The sequence below is a fragment of the Pseudomaricurvus alcaniphilus genome, from assembly GCF_011440395.1.
GTDB lineage: Bacteria > Pseudomonadota > Gammaproteobacteria > Pseudomonadales > Cellvibrionaceae > Pseudomaricurvus > Pseudomaricurvus alcaniphilus.
In genome coordinates this window covers 72,463-93,620 of the sequence record NZ_JAAOIX010000003.1, presented here as the reverse complement: position 1 = coordinate 93,620, position 21,158 = coordinate 72,463, and the positions used below count along the sequence as shown (strand labels likewise).

Annotated in this window: 11 protein-coding genes; 1 reads left to right on the top strand and 10 read right to left on the bottom strand. The window is 56.8% G+C overall.

Annotated features, from left to right (window positions below):
- Window positions 1-37: 37 nt before the first annotated feature.
- From G8764_RS08800 to hexR, 3 genes are all read right to left on the bottom strand, one after another.
- Complete coding sequence (locus G8764_RS08800; RefSeq protein WP_166164254.1) at window positions 38-1,054, bottom strand: amidoligase family protein; 1,017 nt, start codon at window positions 1,052-1,054, stop codon at window positions 38-40.
- A 117-nt stretch (window positions 1,055-1,171) separates the two neighbouring features.
- Window positions 1,172-3,799 (bottom strand): phosphoenolpyruvate carboxylase, encoded by a 2,628-nt coding sequence (ppc, locus tag G8764_RS08795; protein ID WP_166164253.1) that lies wholly within the window; start codon window positions 3,797-3,799, stop codon window positions 1,172-1,174.
- A 169-nt stretch (window positions 3,800-3,968) separates the two neighbouring features.
- Window positions 3,969-4,832: a transcriptional regulator HexR gene (gene hexR / locus G8764_RS08790; protein WP_166164252.1), complete on the bottom strand. Its 864-nt coding sequence runs from the start codon at window positions 4,830-4,832 to the stop codon at window positions 3,969-3,971.
- A gap of 236 nt (window positions 4,833-5,068) precedes the next feature.
- Here hexR and gap point away from each other — a divergent pair, with 236 nt between their 5' ends.
- Complete coding sequence (gene gap / locus G8764_RS08785; protein ID WP_207951794.1) at window positions 5,069-6,094, top strand: type I glyceraldehyde-3-phosphate dehydrogenase; 1,026 nt, start codon at window positions 5,069-5,071, stop codon at window positions 6,092-6,094.
- 622 nt (window positions 6,095-6,716) lie between these two features.
- Here gap and G8764_RS08780 read toward each other — a convergent pair.
- The 7 genes from G8764_RS08780 to malQ all read right to left on the bottom strand — a co-directional run bounded on the left by G8764_RS08780 (window position 6,717) and on the right by malQ (window position 21,040).
- Entirely contained in the window at window positions 6,717-8,321 is a 1,605-nt protein-coding gene (locus tag G8764_RS08780) for a glycogen synthase (protein ID WP_166164250.1), read from the bottom strand.
- Between the two features lie 23 nt (window positions 8,322-8,344).
- A complete protein-coding gene (locus G8764_RS08775; RefSeq protein ID WP_166164248.1) occupies window positions 8,345-9,979 on the bottom strand; it encodes an alpha-D-glucose phosphate-specific phosphoglucomutase in 1,635 nt (544 codons plus the stop codon).
- A 315-nt stretch (window positions 9,980-10,294) separates the two neighbouring features.
- Window positions 10,295-11,563, bottom strand: a complete 1,269-nt coding sequence (glgC, locus tag G8764_RS08770; RefSeq protein ID WP_166164246.1) for a glucose-1-phosphate adenylyltransferase — start codon at window positions 11,561-11,563, stop codon at window positions 10,295-10,297.
- Between the two features lie 141 nt (window positions 11,564-11,704).
- On the bottom strand, window positions 11,705-14,146 hold the full coding sequence (locus tag G8764_RS08765; RefSeq protein ID WP_166164244.1) for a glycogen/starch/alpha-glucan phosphorylase: 2,442 nt from the start codon (window positions 14,144-14,146) through the stop codon (window positions 11,705-11,707).
- A 70-nt stretch (window positions 14,147-14,216) separates the two neighbouring features.
- Window positions 14,217-16,325, bottom strand: a complete 2,109-nt coding sequence (glgX, locus tag G8764_RS08760; RefSeq protein ID WP_207951793.1) for a glycogen debranching protein GlgX — start codon at window positions 16,323-16,325, stop codon at window positions 14,217-14,219.
- 7 nt (window positions 16,326-16,332) lie between these two features.
- Window positions 16,333-18,951: a 1,4-alpha-glucan branching protein GlgB gene (gene glgB, locus G8764_RS08755; protein ID WP_243748692.1), complete on the bottom strand. Its 2,619-nt coding sequence runs from the start codon at window positions 18,949-18,951 to the stop codon at window positions 16,333-16,335.
- Window positions 18,938-21,040, bottom strand: a complete 2,103-nt coding sequence (gene malQ / locus G8764_RS08750; RefSeq protein ID WP_166164242.1) for a 4-alpha-glucanotransferase — start codon at window positions 21,038-21,040, stop codon at window positions 18,938-18,940. The genes glgB and malQ overlap by 14 nt, the downstream gene beginning before the upstream one ends.
- Window positions 21,041-21,158: the final 118 nt, after the last annotated feature.

The following is a 21,158-nucleotide window of genomic DNA, read 5'->3' as shown; positions in this document are numbered from 1 at the left end:
TTGTTTGCAATGAGCATGGATAGCAGGCGGAGTTGGATCAGGACTCGACCCAGCTCTGGCACTGCGCCAGCCACTTATCGTCGAGGCGGCTGCCGAGACGGGTCAACTCCTGCTGGTAAGCCTGGCAAATTGTCGCCAGCTGTTCGCTGTCATTGGCCAGGTATTCCACCTGCAGCCAGTGGTACCAAGGGGTTAGCAAGGTCCAGTGGGGGTTGTCGATGTCGCAATTGGGCAGACGATAGTGCAATGTCGGCCGGCCCTTGACCCGCGAGTCCTGCACCACCGCCCTGACCCGCTGCTCGTCCAGATGGGCAAACAGGGGCAGCATATCCAGGCTGCGATTGCGCGTCGGGTTGGCGTCCAGGTAATCGTCTATCAGGGTGGCCAGGTCCGGCTGGTAACCAGGATCGATAATCTGCTGGATGTAACTGCGTTTGAAGTGTTTGATATAGGGGGTCAGCCGCCGCGACAGATCAATTTTTTCCCGCGCTACAATCCAGTCATACAAACAGACATAGGCCTGCAAATAGCGCAGAATGGTACCGGCATCGAGATCCGGCAGTTCCGGATTGAGGTGCACGCCAAAAGCAAAGCGCGCGGCGTGCCGGGTACCCTTCGCACCCAGCGCACGCAGCTCGCCGGTGATAGCGGCAAACTTCTCCAGCTGCGCAATCGCAATCGGTGGCGAGACAATTTCCCAGGGGACAAATTGCTCGGCGGCCGCGGCGACTACGTCCGCAGAGATATTCTCAATTTCCGCGACGACATCGCTACCGCCGATCAACTTCGACAGTTGCCCGCCGGAATCCTGCTCCAGCTCCTTGAAAAAGTCCGAATCCAGCTCCAGGCTGAAATCGCCGAATTCAGTGCCGGTAACGCTCAGCTCATAGCGGGTGTGGCGCTCTATGCTGCCGCCAAATTCAGCCTGCAGGCAGCGGGCGATGGCGTCCGCCTCAATTCCGGCCATTTCAATCTCGATTCCCACCCGCCGCTGTGCCCCGGCCGCTGTATTGAGCCGGGGAGGCAAAAAATCACTGACTTCAGACTGACCCATGTTTTACTCCGCTGTATAGAATCACTGCCGGGACTGGCAGCACAGAGCCCTCTTCCCTTCGGGACACTGCACTGCCCTAACCTAACACGCGCAAATTATGATTCGAGGCACACAGATTTACCCTGTATTGCGCATCCCCGCCGCCACACCGGCGATGGTGATCATAATGGCCTGCTCAACACTTTCATCGGCCTGGGCCCGGTAGCGCTCCAGCAGCTCTGCCTGCAATACATTGAGCGGATCGGTATAGATACTGCGCAACTCAATGGATTCCCGCGCTGCGGTCTGGTACTGGAGCAGGTTTTTTTCATTCAATAGCTGCAGAATAGTGGCGGTGTCCTTGCCCAACTGCTCCCGCAACTGCTCGCCAATACCGGCAAACTTTTCCTCCACCAGGCGCTGGTCGTAAAAGCGTGACAAGCGGATATCCGCCTTCGCGTAGACCATTTCCAGCATCGACAGGCGAGTCTCAAAGAATGGCCACTTGGATGCCATTTCTCGCAGCAATTCGCCCTTGCCGCCGGCGCTGGCCTCCGCAAACGCCTGGCCGGCCCCAAGCCAGGCCGGCAGCATCAAACGGTTTTGCGTCCAGGCAAAAATCCAGGGGATTGCCCGCAGGGATTGAATGCCACCGCCGGCCTTGCGCCGCGCCGGGCGGGAGCCGAGGGGCAGCTTGGCCAACTCCTGCTCCGGGGTTGCCTGGCGGAAGTAGGCGACAAAATTTTCGTTGTCGCGCACCAGCGCCCGATAGTGTTTGCAGGAACTGGCGGCCAGCTCGTCCATCAGGGTGCGCCACTGCTGGTTGGGCACCGGTGGCTCCGCCAGGTTGGCCTGCAAAATGGCACTGGTATAGAGAGCCAGGGTTTTGCTGGCCAAACCCGCCAGGCCCAGCTTGGTGCGAATCATCTCGCCCTGCTCCGTTACCCGCAAGCCATTGCTGAGTGAACCCGGGGGCTGTGACAACAGCGCCGCGTGAGCTGGCGCGCCACCGCGACCGATGGTGCCACCGCGGCCGTGAAACAGGGTCAGCTTGATCTGCGCCTTTTCACAAACCTGCAGCAGCGCTTCCTGGGCTTGATACTGGGCCCAGGAAGCGGCCAGCACCCCGGCATCCTTGGCCGAGTCGGAATAGCCGATCATCACCATCATGCGGCCATCGAGATGCTCGCGATAGCTGGGGATAGAGGTCAATTTGGTGACCACTTCCTCCGCGCGATTGAGGTCGTCCAGGGTTTCAAACAGTGGCACCACCTGCAGTTTGCCTTGCACTCCGGCAGTCTTTAGCAACAACTCTACCGCCAGTACGTCGGAGGGCTGGCGGGCCATGGAAATGGTGTAGCAGCCAAACGCTTTAATTGGCTGTGCGGCAATAACATTGCAGGTGTCCAGCACCTCCTGGACATCGGCACTGGGCTGCCAGCCCTGCGGGATCAGGGGCCGCTTGCTGGCCAGTTCCGCCAGTAAAAACGCCTGCTTTTCCTCCTCGGACCACTGCTCGTAGTCGCCAATTTCCAGGTAGCGGGTCAATTCGCCCCACACGGCGCTGTGGCGATCCGAATCCTGGCGCACATCCAGCGCGCACAGGTGCACGCCAAAACAACGCACCCGGCGCAGCAGGTCCAGCAAGCGGCCGTTGGCGATGGTGGCCATGCCGCAATCCAGCAACGACTGGTAGCAGTCGTGCAATGGCTGCCACAGCTCGGCTTCGGTTTGCACGATATCGGTGTGCTCCGAGTCCTTGCCGACCAATTGCAAGGTCAACGTGTCCAGGGTGTTGCGCAACTTATCCCGCAGCGACCGCAATACCACCCGGTAGGGCTCGCCGGCGTCATTGCTCAGTTCACGCAGCCGGTCATTACAGCCCGACATGGAGAGCTCTTCAATCAACAGCACCAGGTCTTGTATATACAAATGAGCTGCCTGCCAGCGGCTCAGCAACAGCACCTCGGAGGTCACTGTGGCGGTCACATTGGGGTTGCCGTCGCGGTCGCCCCCCATCCAGGAGGCAAAAGAGACCGGCCGGGCATCGAGGGACAGGTGCCGGCCAGTGTTTTCAAACAGGGTTGCGTCCAGCCGGCGCATAAAATCCGGCACTGCATCCCAAAGGGAATTCTCCATCACCGCGTAACCCCAGCGGGCTTCATCCACCGGCGTCGGGCGACTGCTGCGGAAATCCCGGGTGTGCCAGATCTGGGCGATCAACTCTCGCAGACGCTCGGAAATTGCCGCCTGCTCATCAGCGGTAAGCCCTTTCAACTCCAATCGCGCCAGGCAAGTATCTATCTCACCATGCTTGTGAATCAGGGAGCGGCGGGTAATCTCAGTGGGGTGGGCCGTGAGCACCAGTTCGATGCGCAAGTTATCTATTGCCGCGCCGATAGCCTCTTTCGAGCAACCGAGCTCCTGCAGACTGTCGAAGGTTTTGTCGAGGGTACGGGTGGCGGAGTACTCCCCATCCATCTCGCGCGCCAGGATGTGATGCTGATCGGCAATATTGGCCAGGTTCAGGAACTGGCTAAAGGCCCGGGCCACCGGCAGCAATTCCTCCTGTTTGAGGTTTCTCAGCACCTCGCGCAGGCGCAGCCAGTCCTCCTCGACCCCCGCTCGCGCCGACTTGGAAATTTTGCGGATGGTCTCAATTTTCTCCAGGAATTCCGGGCCAGCAGCCTCGCTGATGGTTTCTCCCAAAATATGCCCCAGCATACTGACGTTGCTTCTCAGGGTAGAGTTAAGCGGGGTATTCATAGATATCGTCTCGCAAATTGACTGGTGAATTTTAGTTTTTGATTAACAGCCCCCGACGATGCCAGGGGCAGCACTGCAGTGGCAAGTGGCTAGCCGCTAGAGCAATTAGCAATTAGCAGTTAGCAATTAGCAAGCCAGTTGCCATTAACAGGAGCAGCGGCACGCCGAATCAATCATCTGTGGCGTAGCGGGTGGATTTAAGACTGTCCTTGATCTTTTTCAGGTAGGGCTGAAATTCCGGACCCCGTCGCACAGTCACTCCAGTGGCCAGCACATCCAGCACCACCAGGTGCACGATGCGCGAAGTCATGGGCATATATTCATCTGTATTTTCCGGGACCGCAACCTCAATCGCCAGGTGGCAGACCTTGGCCAGCGGTGAGTTCGGCGCGGTCAAGCCGATGACGGTCGCTCCGCTCTCCCGCGCCAGGGTCGCCGACTCTACCAACTCCCTGGTCCTGCCGGTATAGGAAATGATAAAAAACACATCGCCGGTAGTGCCCGCCGAGGCCAGCATGCGCTGCATCAATACATCTTCATGGAAGGAGACCGGCAGGTTAAAGCGAAAAAACTTGTGCTCCGCATCCTTGGCCACCGCACTGGAAGCGCCGAGCCCGAAGAAATAGACGCGCCGCGCCTGGATCAACTTGTCGACCACCCGGTCCACAAGGTCGAGGCACAGCTTGTCCCGCACCAGCGCCAGGTTGGTGATGGTGCTGTCGAAAATCTTGCCGGTGTATGAGCCGACATCGTCTTCCGCCGCCACATTCTGGCTGACGTAGCGAATCCCGCTGACCACACTCTGCGCCAGCTTTAACTTGAAGTCGGGAAAACCCTTGGCATTAAATTTTTTGCAGAAGCGATTGACGCTGGGCTCACTGACTCCGGCTGCCACTGCCAGCACAGCAATACTGGATTGGGTCGCCTTCTCCGGATCAGCAAGAATCACACTCGCGACTTTTTTTTCTGACTTGTTCAGCGTGGGCAGCGCATCGGCAATGATGCCCAAAAGATTGGTCGCGCCTGGTGTCATCTGGACTCCTATACCGGCCTTGTTCAACTCTGGGTGAGATAAGTATGCCAAAAATGTAATTTTATTTCATAATTTTCGCTTGTAAACGCGAAAAGATTAAAATATCGCCAGTTTCTGGTAATGAAATCCTATTCATTGTAACTTAAACCAAATAAATATTGACTAAAAACGATATTATCCATAGATTGCGTAACTAAATTACACCTACAAACCACTCACTGCCCAGGAGTCAACTGATGATACGCATAGCAATTAATGGTTACGGCCGAATTGGCAGAAATATTCTCAGGGCCTTCTACGAGCGCCCATCACTGCACGACTACATTCAAATCGTTGCAATCAACGATCTCGGTGACGTCAATATCAACGCTCACCTGACCCAGTACGACACCGTCCACGGGCGCTTCCACTTACCCGTCAAGACCGATCAGGAGCACCTGATTATCGGTACCGACAAAATCCGGGTACTGTCCGAGCGCGATCCCGCCAAACTGCCCTGGCAGGAACTGAAAGTCGACGTAGTCTGCGAGTGCACCGGCTTCTTTACCGAGCGCAGCAAGGCCGCCGCACACTTGAGCGCTGGCGCCAAAAAAGTACTGGTCTCTGCACCTGGCAAGGGAATGGATGCCACTGTTGTGTATGGTATCAACGAAAACTCCCTTAAGCCGGAAGACACCATTGTTTCCAATGCCTCTTGCACCACCAACTGCCTGGCCCCAGTGGTCAAGCCCCTGCACGACGCACTGGGCATTGACACGGGCTTTATGACCACCGTGCACGCTTACACCAACGACCAGAACCTGAGCGACGTCTATCACTCTGATATCTACCGCGCCCGCTCCGCCACTCACTCCATGATCCCAACCAAAACCGGTGCCGCTGCGGCAATCGGCCTGGTGATCCCGGAACTGGCGGGCAAACTGGACGGCATGGCTGTGCGCGTACCGACCATTAACGTATCCCTGGTGGACTTTACCTTTGTTGCCAAGCGGGACACCACCGCTGCAGAGGTCAACGCCATCATGGCGGAGGCAGCCAAAGGCTCACTGGGCCACGTGCTGAGCTACACCGAGGCACCACTGGTGTCAGTAGATTTTAACCACACAACTTTCTCCAGCAACTTTGACAGCAGCCACACTCGCGTGCAAGGCAACCTGGTGAAAATCATGTCCTGGTACGACAACGAGTGGGGCTTCTCCAACCGTATGCTGGATACCAGCCTCGCCCTGATGAATCAAGCCGTCATGAAAAAGACCGCTTAATTGGCCAGGCCCTGCTTAATCGTCAGGCGCGGCCCGACGGTTAAGCAGTAAATGCAGTACCCGCAAGCCTCTGCCCGACCCGGCAATTGCTGTTGTCCCAACAGAGGCTTGCGCAAGTTTTAGTTTTACGCTCCATCCTCTTTATCGTGTTTTGTCATGCTTTGGGCCTCTTGTGGGGCCCATTTTTTTGCCTGTAATCTTGTACCGGAAATCCTGCGCCTCTCTAATTGCGCCTCTATAATTGACCCATATAAGCACCGGGCAGCAGTGGGGAAATCAAAAACGGACCTAATTACGCCTATGAATAAGCCAGCTATCGGCGATAGTAAACATATGCCCTGTAGCCCTTGGGACAGCAGCTTTGCCCCCGGCCTGGCTCCAGGGACTTGCTTTCAAGACTCGCCGTGCCCAAAGCACTCGCTGCGCTCGCGGGGCAGGCTCAGGTTCCATCCATGCACCCAAAGCACTCGCTCCGCTCGCGGGGCGGGCTCGAGGCTCCACGACAGCATCCCTGCTGTCGAGGGTCTTGAAAGCAAGCCCCCGAAGCCAGACCTAACATAGTGCCGGCTGCAGGAAGCTTAGCTTAGGTGGTAATTAGGAAAACGGAAAGATTCGGCGGCAATCAGCCGCCGTAAAGCTGGCTCACGTATTGCTCAGCCACATCAGACCAGTAGAAACGGCAGGCACCAGCAGCCTGGCTCACGCCCTGCCACTGATCCGGATCCTCGCTGCGCAACGCGATCGCCTCGCTGAAACGCTCGACCATATTCTCCGCCTGCTGCAGAGGACTATCGCCCGAAAACACAAAACCGGTGAGGTTATCTGACACCGTATCGCGCAGGCCTCCCACACCGTGCACCAGGCAAGGCTGACCGGCACGCATGGCGAGCATCTGGCTGATGCCACAGGGCTCAAAGGAACTCGGCATCAAAAACAAATCACCATGGGCGTACATGAGCTCCGCCAGGTCTTCGGAATAGCCCTTGAGGAACAACAGATTACTCCTGGCTGCCGCGACTTTGGCAATAAAGCTCTCATACACCGGATCGCCACTGCCCAACAGCAGCAACAGCCCCCTGCCCTCCAGTCGATCGAGGATATGTTCCAGCCCGCTGCGCCCATCTCCTAAAGGCTCACGCAACAGGCGCACCTTCTGGTCAGTGAGACGCCCCACGGAGGTCACCAGCACAACGTCGTCCGGCAGGGAGGCCTGGCGCCAGTCGTTGATCCGGTCAGCGGCGATGTAATGCACGCTGGGTACACTTTGCTGCGCCGCAATCCACTGCAACACCTGCTGCTTCAGCACCTGCAACGAGCCCTCGGAGAGTAGCGAGCCTTCCACCAAAGAGGAATCGGCACCCTCCTCCCCAGCGTCCGACTCAGCGACATCCGGGTACTCACAACCGTTCAGGATACCCACCAGGCGACCCTCGGAGCACGCCTGGCGCAAGTCAGACTCCAGCCCTTCGCCGCCCACAAACCCGCGCTCCCGGTCGCTGGGCCGCTGGATTTCATGGGCGTAGGCCGGCGACACCGCGTGCACCTTGTCGCACAGGCGAATAGCGGCACGCATCGGATTGATACAATCACCGTAGCGGGGATCCCTGAGCTGGGTGGTATCGCACACCAGCTCGGGAAACCAGGAGTGCAGGGATGAACTGTCACCGTGCAGCGGCCTGATGCCCTGCAGGGAGAGGTTATGGATGGTATAGACCAGGGTTTTGGCCGAAATTGCCTCATAGTACGGGTGGTATCTGGCCAACACCGCCAGCAGGGCCGAATGCCAGTCGTGCAGGTGAATAACCTGATAGTCGTCCAGCACACCATCCACAACAGCCTGCGCCACCGCAACGCTAAACAGCGCAAACTTGGATGCGTCCGAGGCAAACGGCCGGTCCGGCGGATCATCACAGTAGATTTTACCGGCCCCGGCAGCCGCAAATTCGGTGTGTTCGAGCAGCCAGCAGCGCACCAGGGAACCATCTTCCGCAGCGGGCAATTCAAACACCTTTACCCGCTCCTGGTGCCCCCGAAACGGCACAACCACTTCGGCCCGCAAGTGCGCCCCCGGCAGTTTGGAGAAATGCATATAGCCGGGCATTATCACATCGACGTGATGCCCCTGGCGCGTTAACGCCAGCGGTATATCGCGAATGACATCACCCATTCCGCCGACCTTGCCGCCGGCCAAGGCGCCGTTTTCTGCAGCCACCATCAGAATATTCATAGCTTGTTATCCAACCCAGGGGCTCAGGTAATGACATCCGGACGTTGCCGACCGGTTATCTGGCGTAACTTGGTAATCTCCTCAATGGCATCGATCAAACCACTCAGCGCCCGTTGCGTATCAGAGCCCAGCAGCCCCGGATCATTTTCAAAACGATCACAGTAAATTCTCACTGTCGCTCCCGAGGTACCGGTACCGGAGAGTCGAATGACAACACGCGAGCCATTGGTAAAAAACAAACGCACGCCCTGGGCCTTGCTCTCGCTGCCATCGACCGGGTCAACATAGGAGAAATCATCGGCCGCCTCCACTTCAAAGCCCGCAAACGTCTTACCCGGCAAATCCGCCAGTGAGGCTTTCAGGGTATCGATCACTGAACCGGCCTGGGCGGAATCAACGTTTTCATAATCGTGGCGGGTGAAGTAGTCGCGCCCGTACTCCTGCCAGTGCTCACGTACGATCGAACGCGCCGGCTTGCCAAGAACGGCGATGATATTGAGCCAGAACAACACCGCCCAGAGACCGTCTTTCTCGCGCACATGGTCGGAACCGGTACCAAAGCTCTCCTCACCACAGAGGGTGATCTTGCCGGCGTCCATCAGGTTGCCAAAAAACTTCCAGCCAGTTGGAGTTTCAAAACAGGGAATATCCAGTCGCGCTGCCACTCGGTCAACCGCGCGACTGGTTGGCATGGAACGCGCTACACCCTGCAAGCCATCCTTATAACCGGGCACCAGGGTTGCATTGGCCGCCAACACTGCCAGCGAGTCACAGGGATTGATGTAAAAGCCGCTGCCCAGCACCATATTGCGATCACCGTCACCGTCGGAGGCGGCGCCGAAAGCCAGTGGTGCGTCGCCATTCATTTTGGCGACCAGTTCTTTGGCGTGAACCAGGTTAGGATCGGGGTGACCGCCGCCGAAATCTTCCAGTGGTACTGCGTGGATGACGCTGCCGGGCTCAACCCCCAAGCGCTTCTCCAGAATCTCCAAAGCGTAGGGACCGGTAACCGCATGCATGGCGTCAAAGCACATGTGGAAGCGCTTGTTGCTAACCAGTGCCCTGATCTTTTCGAAATCGAACAATGTTTCCATCAAGTCGGCGTAGTCGGCGACTGAATCGATGACCTCGACCCGGGCACCCTCGATTTGAGTGGTACCGATCCGGTCCAGGTCAATGGCCGGACTCTCCAGGGTCAGGTAATGATCGATGGTGCGAGTGCCCTGGTAAATGGCCTCGGTGACGGACTCCGTCGCCGGGCCGCCATTGGCGCCGTTGAATTTGATCCCGAAGTCTTCATCGGGGCCACCCGGGTTGTGGCTGGCGGAGAGTATGATGCCGCCGTCCGCCTGGTGTTTACGGATAACACAGGAGGCCGCAGGCGTGGACAGGATTCCGCCCTGGCCGACGATCAGGCGGCCAAAACCATTGGCTGCCGCCATCCGCACGATAATCTGAATGGCTTCACGATTGTAGTAGCGACCATCGCCACCGATAACCAGCACCTTGCCCTTGCAGTCGTCCAGCACATTGAAGACCGACTGCACAAAGTTTTCCAGGTAACCGGCTTGCTTGAACTCAGTAACTTTTTTGCGCAAACCTGAGGTGCCGGGCTTCTGCCCGGCAAACGGGGTTGTTTTGACCTTTACAACAGTCATTGCTCTCTCCCTAAGGATAAAAATTCAGATTGCAGCACTGTGGCCAGGTTGAATTGGCGCCGCAATCAAAGGGGGCTATTGTCATCTGGAGCTTTCCTTGCGGCATGTCGGCCGCTCACAACACGACCAGGCGCCAGGGTAGCTGCCCGTTTAAAATAATAACTACTTGTCCGGGTTTGGATTCTTATCAAACTCTGCGGTCGAGTACTTTGACGTTTGTCAGCAACCTGACTCTGGGCACTCAGGACAAACCGCCACTGCTCCGTTAGCACCGTCATTAATTCAATAAAAAGCGGCGGGCGCCCCATCTGCCGATCAGGCGAAGCCTTCGGGCTGGCCCAGCATCCCCCGAGTCACCAGCACCACACCCTTGTCGGTAACCCGAAAACCGTTGGCTTTGTCCTGGTCGATATCGAAGCCAATTTCCATCCCGTCCGGGATATTACAAGAGCGATCCACAATGCACTTTTTCAGCTTTACATTGCGGCCAATAACCGCTTCCGGCAGGATCACGGACTCTTCAATGGTGGAATAGGAGTGCACCCGAACATTGGAAAACAGCAGCGATCGACGCAACTTGCTGCCGGAGATAATACAACCGCCGGACACCATGGAATCCACCGCCATACCGCGGCGCTCATCGAGATCAAACACAAACTTGGCCGGCGGTAGCTGTTCCTGGTAGGTCCACAGCGGCCACTCCGGGTCGTAAACATTAAAGTCCGGGACCGTTTCAATAAGCTCCATATTGGCCGCCCAGAAGGAATCCAGAGTTCCCACATCGCGCCAATAGGCCTTTTCTCCGGTCTTCTCATCCCGGAACGGGTAGGCCTGCACGTTAAATTTGTCGATGATTGCCGGCAAAATATCGTTGCCGAAGTCGTGGGATGACTTGCTATTGGCCGCATCCAGTTTGAGCTGTTCGAACAAGAACTCGGTGTTAAAAATGTAGTTGCCCATGGAGGCCAGGCAGCGGGTGTCGTCCCCTGGTATCGGCGCCGGCTGGGCGGGCTTCTCCTTGAAACCAATGACCCGACTATCGCTGTTCACCTGCATGACGCCAAAGGCGCCGGCGGCTTCCTCGATGGGCACCTCCAGGCAGCAGACCGACATATCTGCGCCGCTTTCCACATGATTGACCAGCATCGGGCCATAGTCCATCTTGTAAATATGGTCGCCGGAAAGGATCAGTACATACTCCGGCTTTTCCGCCCGAATGATATCCAGGTTTTGAAAGATCGCGTCAGCGGTACCCTGGTACCAATCGGCGGAATAGCGCTGGGATGCGGGCAGGATCTCAACAAACTCACCGAGCTCCTTTTTAAAGTGACTCCAGCCCCGCTGTATATGACGTACCAGCGAGTGCGCCTTGTACTGGGTCAGCACACCGACCCGGCGCACACCGGAATTGATGCAATTATTGAGAGGGAAGTCGATGATTCTGTACTTGCCGCCAAAATAGAGTGCCGGTTTGGCACGCCAGTTGGTGAGCTCATAGAGGCGAGAGCCTCGACCACCGGCAAGCACCAGGGCGAAGGTATTCTTGGTAAGACGACTAACGTAACGCGGGTTTTGATCCTGCATGTTGGCACTCCGTATTTTTTATCTCTTTTGCAGATTAGAATTGCTACGGCTGCACACACCCACCAGGGACGTGTACAGCCGCTGCACTAAATGCCTTGCCAAACTAAATGAGTTATCTCCTTGATCAAAGTTTATTTACCGTTATTTGTACCAGATTTCATCCCGGTATTGCGCAATGGTGCGATCACTTGAGAAACGACCGCTGCTGGCCGTATTGAGTACCGCCATTTCGGCCCAATGGTGCTTGTCAGCATAGGCCTTGGCCACGCGCTGCTGGGCATCCACATAGGACCTGAAATCGGCTGCGGTCATCCAGGGGTCGGTGGGGCTTTCAATCGCCGCAATGATCGAATCAAACACCCCGACCTCTGACAGGTTAAAGTGCCCGCGGCGCAACATATCCATGACCTTGTTCAAGTCCTCATCAGCGGCGATGACCGCTTGCGGGTCGTAGTGGCTGCGCATCGCTTCCACTTCGGCGGCATTCATCCCGAAGAGAAAGAAGTTTTCGCCACCAACGGCTTCGCGGATTTCAATATTGGCGCCATCAAGAGTACCAATAGTTACCGCTCCATTCATCATAAACTTCATATTACCGGTGCCAGAGGCCTCTTTACCTGCCGTAGAGATCTGTTCGGACAGGTCCGTGCCAGGACAGATGATCTCCATGGCGCTGACGCGATAGTCAGGGAAGAAGGCCACCCGCAACCAGTCTTTGGCTTTCGGGTCACTATTGACTACCTTGGCGACGTTGTTGATCAGCTTGATAATGGACTTGGCCATCACATAGCCGGGTGCCGCTTTACCGCCAATCAATACACAGCGCGGCTGCATGCCATCGGTATCGCCCTTGCAGATGCGATCGTAGAGGTGAATGATATGCAGCACATTCAGCAACTGGCGCTTGTACTCGTGGATGCGTTTGACTTGCACATCAAACAGCATGTCAGGGTCAAACTCCACACCGCAATCGGCCAGCACCAGTTCGGCCAGCTTTTGCTTGTTCTTGCGCTTCACTGCCATAAAACGTTCGGTGAACTTGCGCTTGCTGGCAAATGGCTTGAGCTTCTCCAGCCGATCCAGCTCCATAATCCACTCATTGCCAATGGTATCGTTGAGCAACTGGCGCAGCTCGGGGTTGGAATGAGCCAGCCAGCGCCGCGGTGTGACGCCGTTGGTTTTGTTGTTGAACTTCTCCGGCCACAGCTCGTAAAAATCCTTGAACAACCCCTCCTTCAATAACTGCGTGTGCAGGGCGGCCACGCCATTGACCGAGTGGCTACCGACAAGCGCCAGATAGGCCATGCGTACACTCTTGTGCCCGCCTTCGCCAATGATGGACATGCGTTGCAGGCGATCGCTGTCGCCAGGCCATTTTTTGGCCACCTCCTTCAGGAAGCGGGCATTGATCTCGAAAATAATGTCCAGCAGGCGCGGCAGCAGTTGCCCCACCAGGCCTACTGACCAGGCCTCCAGCGCTTCGGGCAACAGGGTGTGGTTGGTATAGGCCATGGTGTCGGTGGTGATTTTCCAGGCACTGTCCCAGTCCATACCGTGCTCGTCCATCAACAGCCGCATCAGCTCTGCCACCGCGATAGTCGGGTGGGTATCGTTGAGCTGAAAACCGTTTTTCTCAGCAAAGCGACTGAAATCCCTGCCGTTTCTGCGCACCCAGCGACCGATTACGTCCTGCAAACTGGCAGAGGCGAGAAAATACTGCTGCCGCAGGCGCAGCTCTTTGCCCTGCTCGCTGGCATCATTAGGGTACAACACCATGGTAATCTGCTCAGCCTGATTTTTTGCTGCCACCGCATCGGTGTAGCTGCCGGCGTTAAACTCCTCCAGGTCGAACTCGTCGGTGGCTTCAGATTTCCACAGCCGCAAGGTATTGACAGTGTTGTTTTTGTAACCGGGAATTGGCACATCATAGGGCACTGCCAACACATCGTGGGTATCTACCCAGCGAACCTTGGGCTTGCCCTGCTCGTCCTGGTAGTACTCACTGCGACCAAAGAATTTCACCCGCCGAGTGCTGTCCGGGCTTTCGATTTCCCAAACATTGCCGTTGCGCAGCCACGGGTCGGGGCTCTCTACCTGGTAGCCGTTTTTGATTTTCTGGTGAAACATGCCGTACTGGTAGCGGATGCCGTAGCCAGTTACCGGAATTTCAAGATTGGCACAACTGTCGAGGAAACAGGCAGCCAGGCGACCCAGGCCACCGTTGCCCAGCCCCGCGTCCAGCTCTTCGCTCTCCACTTCCTCCAGGCTGCAGGCGTAGGCCGTCAGCGCTTCGCGCACATCGTCTTCGATGTCCAGGTTGAGCAGGGCATTGTTGAGACTGCGTCCCATCAGGAACTCGAGGGACAGATAGTTGATACGCTTCGGTTCTTCACTGCGATAGCGCTCGCGGGTATTGCGCCACTGCTCCACCAGCCGGTCGCGCACGGTCATAGCCAGAGCCTTGTATAAATAGTGGTGGGATTCGCCCACCTCGTCCCGGCCGAGGGTCAATTCGAAATGGCGGCGCAGATCGTCACTGATCTTAATCTGAGAATTCCTGGATGGTTGATTTTCGGTTTTCATGAACACTCTCTATCTAATTCGATTAATGTACTTTCCAGTTTATTCCGCTTAATACTATGTACATCGAAGTTTAATCCGGCACCTCGCCGGCAGTAAGGATTTGGACGGATTTCGGGGCCAGGGTGACACTGTGGTGGACCTCCACCGCCCTCCTGTCTTGCTGAAAATCCTTGGCTGCGGTATTGATCACCCGCCGCCATTTGTTGCCGAGATGTTTTGGCAATTTGAAGATAATGGGTAAGTCCGAAGAGTGAAACAGGATCAGCATATAACGTGGCAACACATCGGCATGTTCGCCCTTTTCGGTCAACAGGTAACCCAGGGTAGAACAATCCCGCTCGTGCCAGTGCTCCTCGCGCATCAACTTGCCGTCGCTGTTGATCCATTGAATACTGTCATCGTGGGGATCATCCGGCAAGTGGCGATACTTATTCGCCTGTAACACCGGAAACACGCGCCGCAGGTGCAGCATTTTACGCGTAAAGGCAATCAGCGACTGAGCGTTATCATCCAGGTTGCCCCAGTCGAGCCAGTTGATCGGGTTATCCTGGCAATAGGCGTTATTGTTGCCGTTCTGGGTGCGTCCGAATTCGTCACCCGCCAGCAGCATGGGTACGCCCTGGGAAATCATCAGGGTGGCAATAAAATTGCGTTGTTGGCGCCAGCGCAGCTCTTCAATCTCGGGGTCGGTAGTTACGCCTTCATGGCCGTGGTTGTAACTGAGGTTGCCGCGGTGGCCATCGTTGTTATCTTCCTTGTTGTCTTCATTGTGGCGCTCATTGTAGCTCACCAGGTCACGCAGGGTGAAGCCGTCGTGACTGGTGATAAAGTTAATACTGGCATAGGGCCTGCGCCCTTTGTGCTCAAATATATCCCCCGAGCCGTGCAGGCGTCGCGCTAATTCCGGCAGTTGCCCGTCATCACCGCGCCAGAAGCGCCGGACCGTATCCCGGTAGCGATCATTCCACTCGCTAAAACCGGGCGGGAAGTGCCCCAGCTGATAGCCGCCGGGCCCCAGGTCCCAGGGCTCGGCAATAAACTTGCAACCGGCAAGCACCGGGTCCTGGGCTATCATTTGAAAGAATGTGCCCTGCGAGTTAAAGCCCTGCGGTTCACGCCCCAGCGCCGCGGCCAGGTCAAAGCGGAAACCATCCACCCCCATCTCCCCGGCCCAGTAACGCAGACTGTCCATAATCATCTGCATCACCCGCGGGTGGTTGACATTGAGGGTGTTACCGCAGCCGCTATCGTTGATGTAAAAGCGCCGATCACCGGGCAGAAGCCGGTAGTAGGAGGCGTTATCAATGCCGCGATAGCTGAGGGTTGGCCCCAGGTGGTTGCCCTCGGCACTGTGGTTGTAGACCACATCCAGGATCACCTCCAGCCCGGCCTGGTGAAAGCGGTCGACAAACTCGCGGAAGGACTCGGCCCCGGCACCGCCCAAATAAGGGGCGTGGGGGCTAAAGAAGTTCAGTGTATTGTAACCCCAGTAGTTGGTTAAACCTTTTTCCTGCAGAAAATACTCGTCGACAAAAGCGTGCACCGGTAACAGCTCCACCGCCGTCACCCCCAGGGATTTGAGGTAATCAATCACCTGGGGCTGGGCCATACCCGCAAAGGTTCCGCGCAGGGATTCGGGAACGTCGGGGTGAAGGCAAGTGAACCCCTTTACGTGGGCCTCATAGATGACACTTTGATGCCAGGGCGTGAGTGCCTTGACATGGGAGTAGCTCTGTTTGCCAGGGCTGGTAATCACCGCCTTCGGTATATACGCGGCATTGTCGTTGACGTCCAGGCTCAGGTCCTGCTCGTCCGAGTCGACGCGATAGCCATAGTTCGAGGGGTGTAATTTAAACTCACCCTGGAAACCCCTGGCGTAGGGATCGGTCAACAGTTTATTGGGATTAAAACGATGGCCCGCGTGGGGCTCGAACGGGCCGTAAACCCGATAGCCATAGGTCGTACCCGGCCCGACGCCGGGCAGATAGCCGTGCCAGACGTCGTGGGTTTTCTCTGGCAACAGGAAGCGGCCGAGCTCCTGTTGCCCGGCACTGTCATAAAGACACAACTCCACGGCTTCGGCGTGAGCCGAAAAAAGCGCAAAGTTGGTCCCCTCACCATCGTAAATGGCTCCCAGCCCATTTGCTGAACCCGCTTCCATCCGCATCGTTGTGCTCAAATTCAAATCACTCTTGATATTCAAAAATTACGGTCGCCAGTGGCGGCACCGTTATGGTCATGGAACACGGCTGGCCTTCATAGCCTTCAGCGACTGCATTGGCACCACCGGCATTACCCTGGCCACTGCCACCGTATTCGCCGGCATCCGAGTTGATGCATTCTCTGTACCAACCCGCCTTGGGCACACCCAGCCTGTAACCAAAATGGGTTTGCGGTGTCATGTTACAGATCACAACCACCACACTTTTGTCATTTTCGCTTTTTCTCACCCAGGAAAAGATAGACTGATCGCGATTCTCCAGTTGCAACCACTGGAAGCCCTGGGGAGAACAATCCTGTTCATACAGCGCCGGAATGGTGCAGTAGGCCTTGTTCAAGTCCTTGACCAGGGTTTGCATGCCCCGGTGCCAGTCTTCATTCAACAGATGCCAGTCGAGGCTGAAGTCATGATTCCACTCGCCCCGCTGGGCAAATTCACAGCCCATAAACAGCAGCTTCTTACCCGGGTGCCCCCACATAAAGCCGTAGTAAGCCCGCAGGTTGGCAAACTGCTGCCAGTCATCACCCGGCATCTTGTGCAGCATTGAGCCCTTGCCATGCACTACTTCGTCGTGACTCAGGGACAGAACAAAATTCTCATCCCAGGCGTAGACAATACTGAACGTCATTTCATTGTGGTGATGCTGGCGATAGATGGGATCGCGCTCCATATAATCGATACTGTCGTTCATCCAGCCCATATTCCACTTGAAGTGGAAGCCGAGGCCGCCGCCATCTACCGGTCGGGATACGCCCGGCCATGCCGTGGACTCTTCCGCGATCATCAGCACACCGGGGTGATTCTTGCAGACCCGCTCGTTGACCGTTTGCAAGAAGCGAATCGCCTCCAGGTTTTCCCGGCCACCGTGCTCATTGGGAATCCACTCACCGTCTTTGCGGCTGTAATCGAGGTACAGCATGGAAGCCACCGCATCCACCCGCAAGCCGTCGATGTGAAACTCTTCCAGCCAGTAGTTGGCATTGCTGAGCAAATAGCTGATCACTTCCTTGCGGCCGTAGTTGTAAATCAGGGTGTTCCAGTCCGGATGGAAGCCCTTGCGCAGGTCCATATGCTCGTACAGGCAGGTGCCATCGAATCGACCCAACCCATGGGGGTCGGTGGGGAAATGTCCCGGTACCCAATCCAGCAGGACGCCGATATTATGCTGGTGACAGCGATCGACAAAATAGCGGAACTCATCCGGTGTACCAAAGCGAATTGTCGGCGCAAACATACCCACCGGCTGGTAGCCCCAGGAACCGTCAAACGGGAACTCACTGACCGGCATCAACTGTACGTGGGTGAAACCCATTTCCAGCACATAGGGAATCAACTCGTCAGCCAACTCGTGGTAGCTGAGATAGCGGTTGCCCTCCTCGGCCTTGCGGCGCCAGGAACCTGCGTGAATTTCATAGATGGTGATGGGCTTTGACCTGGGATCGACCTTGTCCCGCGAGGTCATCCAGTCGCTGTCCTGCCAGCCGAAGTTATCATCCAGCACCACCCGGGACGCAGTCTCCGGCGGGTGCTGCATGGAACGGGCGTAAGGATCCGACTTCAGTGGCAACAGGTGACCGCCGCCATCAATAATTTCGTATTTGTACAGCGCGTACTGGCTCACTGCGGGAATAAATATTTCCCAGACTCCGGAGGCCGGGTGTTTGCGCATCACATGGCGCCGGCCATCCCACGCGTTAAACTCGCCAACCACGGAAACGCGCTTGGCCGAAGGGGCCCAGACGGTAAAACAGACACCCTTGACGCCATCGATAGTGCGCCCGTGCGCGCCCATCCAGCGATAGTTGTGCTCGTGGGTGCCTTCGTTAAACAGGTAGACATCACCCTCATTGAGGATACTGCCAAAGCGGTAGGGATCTTCGATAGTCTCAGACTGGTTGATACTCAGGGTGTAATCGAAGCGTTCTTCGCGCTCGGCAAGCAACGCCTCGAACAGGCCTGCATCGTCAATTTTTTTCAGCGCGGCAACCTTGTTGCCGTTGCGCTCCAGGATATCCACACTCATGGCATCGGGTATAAAAGCGCGGATAACCACGCCCTTGCCAGCCCTGCTAGCGTGCATCCCCAGAACGCCAAAAATGTCTTCATACTGGCCGTTTACAATAGCGCCAATCTCCGCCGCCGACAGCAAGGGGCTGTTTTTCTCGACGGCTTTTGCTACCGGTGCTTTGCTCGCTGCAGCCTTGGCTGCGGGTGCTTTTTTCGCCGCTGTTTTTCTCGGCGCTTTGGGTTTGGCCGCGGCTTTGCTCGTCGTAGTGGTTGCTGCCGCTTCGACCTTGGTGGTCGCGGCGCTGGCCGCCGCAGCCGCCGGTAAGTCAGTGGCAGCCGCCTTTGGCGCTTTCGGTTTCGCAGCAGCTTTCTTTGGCGCTTTCGCTTTCGCGGTCGCTCGCGCAGCCTTCGGCTTGGCCGTGGTTGTCTTGCTGGCGGTCACTTTTTCTGCAGCGCTTACACTGCCGGCCGCACTGGCTTTGTCTGCCGCTGCCGCCTGGGGGGTTGTCTCGGCGGTCTGGGCAGGAGTCGCAGCTTTGCTGCTTTTATCTGTTTTAGTATTTTTAGTGGTTGTCATATTTTCTTCCCTTACTCACTAGTTGGAGTATTTGTTGTGCCTGAGTCAATGAAAAAATATCGCGGGTGTTACTGGTTTGCTTGCGTTGCCAGTTGGGGTACTCCCGGTAGGTGCCGGGAATATTGACCGGCGATTGCAGCAGTTGTAAATCTTCCAACTGCAGTAATAACAGCTGCGAATTGACCATTGCACAGACGTGATGAATGGCTTCGCACAAGGGGTAATCGAATACTGGCTCCAGCTCAGTGGCGCCACGATTCTCTGGCAGGGAATCGGACTCCGCCAGCCAATTCAACATCTTTTGTTTTTCCTGGTCGCGCCACTGCAATTGGGCCTGCAGATCGTTTTCATCCCCCAGCAATCCGAGCTCGAAGCGCCGCTGCAGGTCGGTCTTGTTCCACCAATCGGCCAGCGTCGAGACGTCGTGATTGGTCACCATCAGCAGTGCATCGGCCTGATGTTCCCGTGGGGGTTTGAAATACTGGTTGTTGTGCTGTTCAAAGTACAGCAGGTTGTTGCTGTAGATACCGCTGGCAGCCATGGCGGTGCGAAATTCGGCAGGCACTACCCCCAAATCCTCACCGACGATCAGGCAGCGATTGCGCACACTCTCCAGCCGCAGCAGGGCTAACAAATCCTGCAGTGGGTAAAAAATGTACAGCCCCGTCGCTGGTCCGTGCTCATCGGCTGGCAAACACCACCAAAGGCGCATCAGAGCCATGGCGTGATCGATCCGCAGCGCGCCGCAGCTCTCCATATTGGCCCGCAGCAGGGAGATAAAATGGCGAAAGCCGCTGCCTTTCAAGGTCACCGGGTTGACCACCGGCAAGCCCCAATCCTGCCCGCTTTCCGCCAGCGGGTCCGGCGGCGCGCCAATGGTGACGTCCGCCAGGTATAAATCGGGGTTGGCCACCACCTCACAGCCCCTGCCCACGGAGCCCACTGCCAGATCACCCAACAGGCCGATCTGCATGCCCGCCGCCAGGGAGTCCTGCTGGCACTGCTGCAACTGGGAATGCGCCAACCACTGCAGGTAACTGTAAAAGCGAGGTTCGTTGACTGCGGCACTGGCGTAACTGTTGCTAGTGGTTTCGTAGCGGCTGAAATCCTGCAGCGGCTCACCTTTGCGCTGCACGAAATCGGCAAAGTCCCGGGCTCTCTCTGTCTTGCCCGCCAGGTGGCGCTGGCAAAACTCCTGGTACATCAGCTCAAAGAACTGGTACTTGAGGGTATTTACCGCCGCGTAATCCACCAGCTCCTGCTGTCGCAACTGCGCCAGTTCTGCCTGGCAAGCGGCAGCAGTAAACCGCTCGCGCACCAGTTTGCTGCTATTGAAGTCCGGTACCGCTTCCGGATCGATATACAAAGGGCTGAGAAACCGTCGATCAGAGGGACTGTAGGGGCTGACCGGCTCCGGGTAATCACTGCAACTGGCGTGCAGCGGATTGAGGCCAATAAAATGTGCGCCCTGGGCCGCGGAGAGCTCAACCAGTTCCATCAAGTCAGTGAAATCGCCGACGCCCCAGTTGCGCGCTGAGCGCAAGGTGTAAAGCTGGCAGGTCACCCCCCAGAGGCGGGTGTCAGCCGCGAGCGGCTCGTGACAGCGAGGCGGGCAGACGATCAGCTCGCAGTCCTGACTCTGCGCGCCGCACTCCAGGGTGAGGCGGTGGTAGCCGAGGGGTATATGTTGCGGCAAGGGCAATTGGCGCGCGCTGTAGCGCAGCGAGTTGGTGTGGTAGTCGCCGGTTTCCGGGCAGGCCGAGGGTGAGAATTCGGCGCTCAACTGTTCGCCAGACTCACAGTGCACCTGCCAGCGGAACGGCATGTCAAGACGGTCCGGGGGGCAACTGAACGAAATCGCTAGCGCCCCCTCAACGACGATATACTGCGGGCGCAGCCAGGATTCCCAGGGTTTCGCATCCAGCTCATAAACCGCTTGTTCAACGGCCTCACTGCTGTCTACCGAGTAGCCGCAAGCGCGTAACACCCGGACACGATCGCTGCGAGGGACTGTGTGATGAGTACCCGAATAATCCAGATAATCAGCGGAAACCCCGCTCAGATACAAGAGCTTTTCAATACTATCCATTTTTATTTGTCACCGAAGCTATTAACCCTAGCCGGGAAGGCCGTCCAGTACCCATTACATCCAGTGCCCTGCCCCATAAACTGAATTAATTATTCTGGACCGGTTTATCGCCATGGCC

Coding starts and splice junctions, on each gene's coding strand:
- G8764_RS08765 (WP_166164244.1), bottom strand. CDS start 14,146: ATGAAAACCGAAAATCAACCATCCAGGAATTCTCAGATTAAGATCAGT.
- G8764_RS08775 (WP_166164248.1), bottom strand. CDS start 9,979: ATGACTGTTGTAAAGGTCAAAACAACCCCGTTTGCCGGGCAGAAGCCC.
- gap (WP_207951794.1), top strand. CDS start 5,069: ATGATACGCATAGCAATTAATGGTTACGGCCGAATTGGCAGAAATATT.
- ppc (WP_166164253.1), bottom strand. CDS start 3,799: ATGAATACCCCGCTTAACTCTACCCTGAGAAGCAACGTCAGTATGCTG.
- G8764_RS08800 (WP_166164254.1), bottom strand. CDS start 1,054: ATGGGTCAGTCTGAAGTCAGTGATTTTTTGCCTCCCCGGCTCAATACA.
- glgB (WP_243748692.1), bottom strand. CDS start 18,951: ATGACAACCACTAAAAATACTAAAACAGATAAAAGCAGCAAAGCTGCG.
- malQ (WP_166164242.1), bottom strand. CDS start 21,040: ATGGATAGTATTGAAAAGCTCTTGTATCTGAGCGGGGTTTCCGCTGAT.
- glgC (WP_166164246.1), bottom strand. CDS start 11,563: ATGCAGGATCAAAACCCGCGTTACGTTAGTCGTCTTACCAAGAATACC.
- hexR (WP_166164252.1), bottom strand. CDS start 4,832: ATGACACCAGGCGCGACCAATCTTTTGGGCATCATTGCCGATGCGCTG.
- G8764_RS08780 (WP_166164250.1), bottom strand. CDS start 8,321: ATGAATATTCTGATGGTGGCTGCAGAAAACGGCGCCTTGGCCGGCGGC.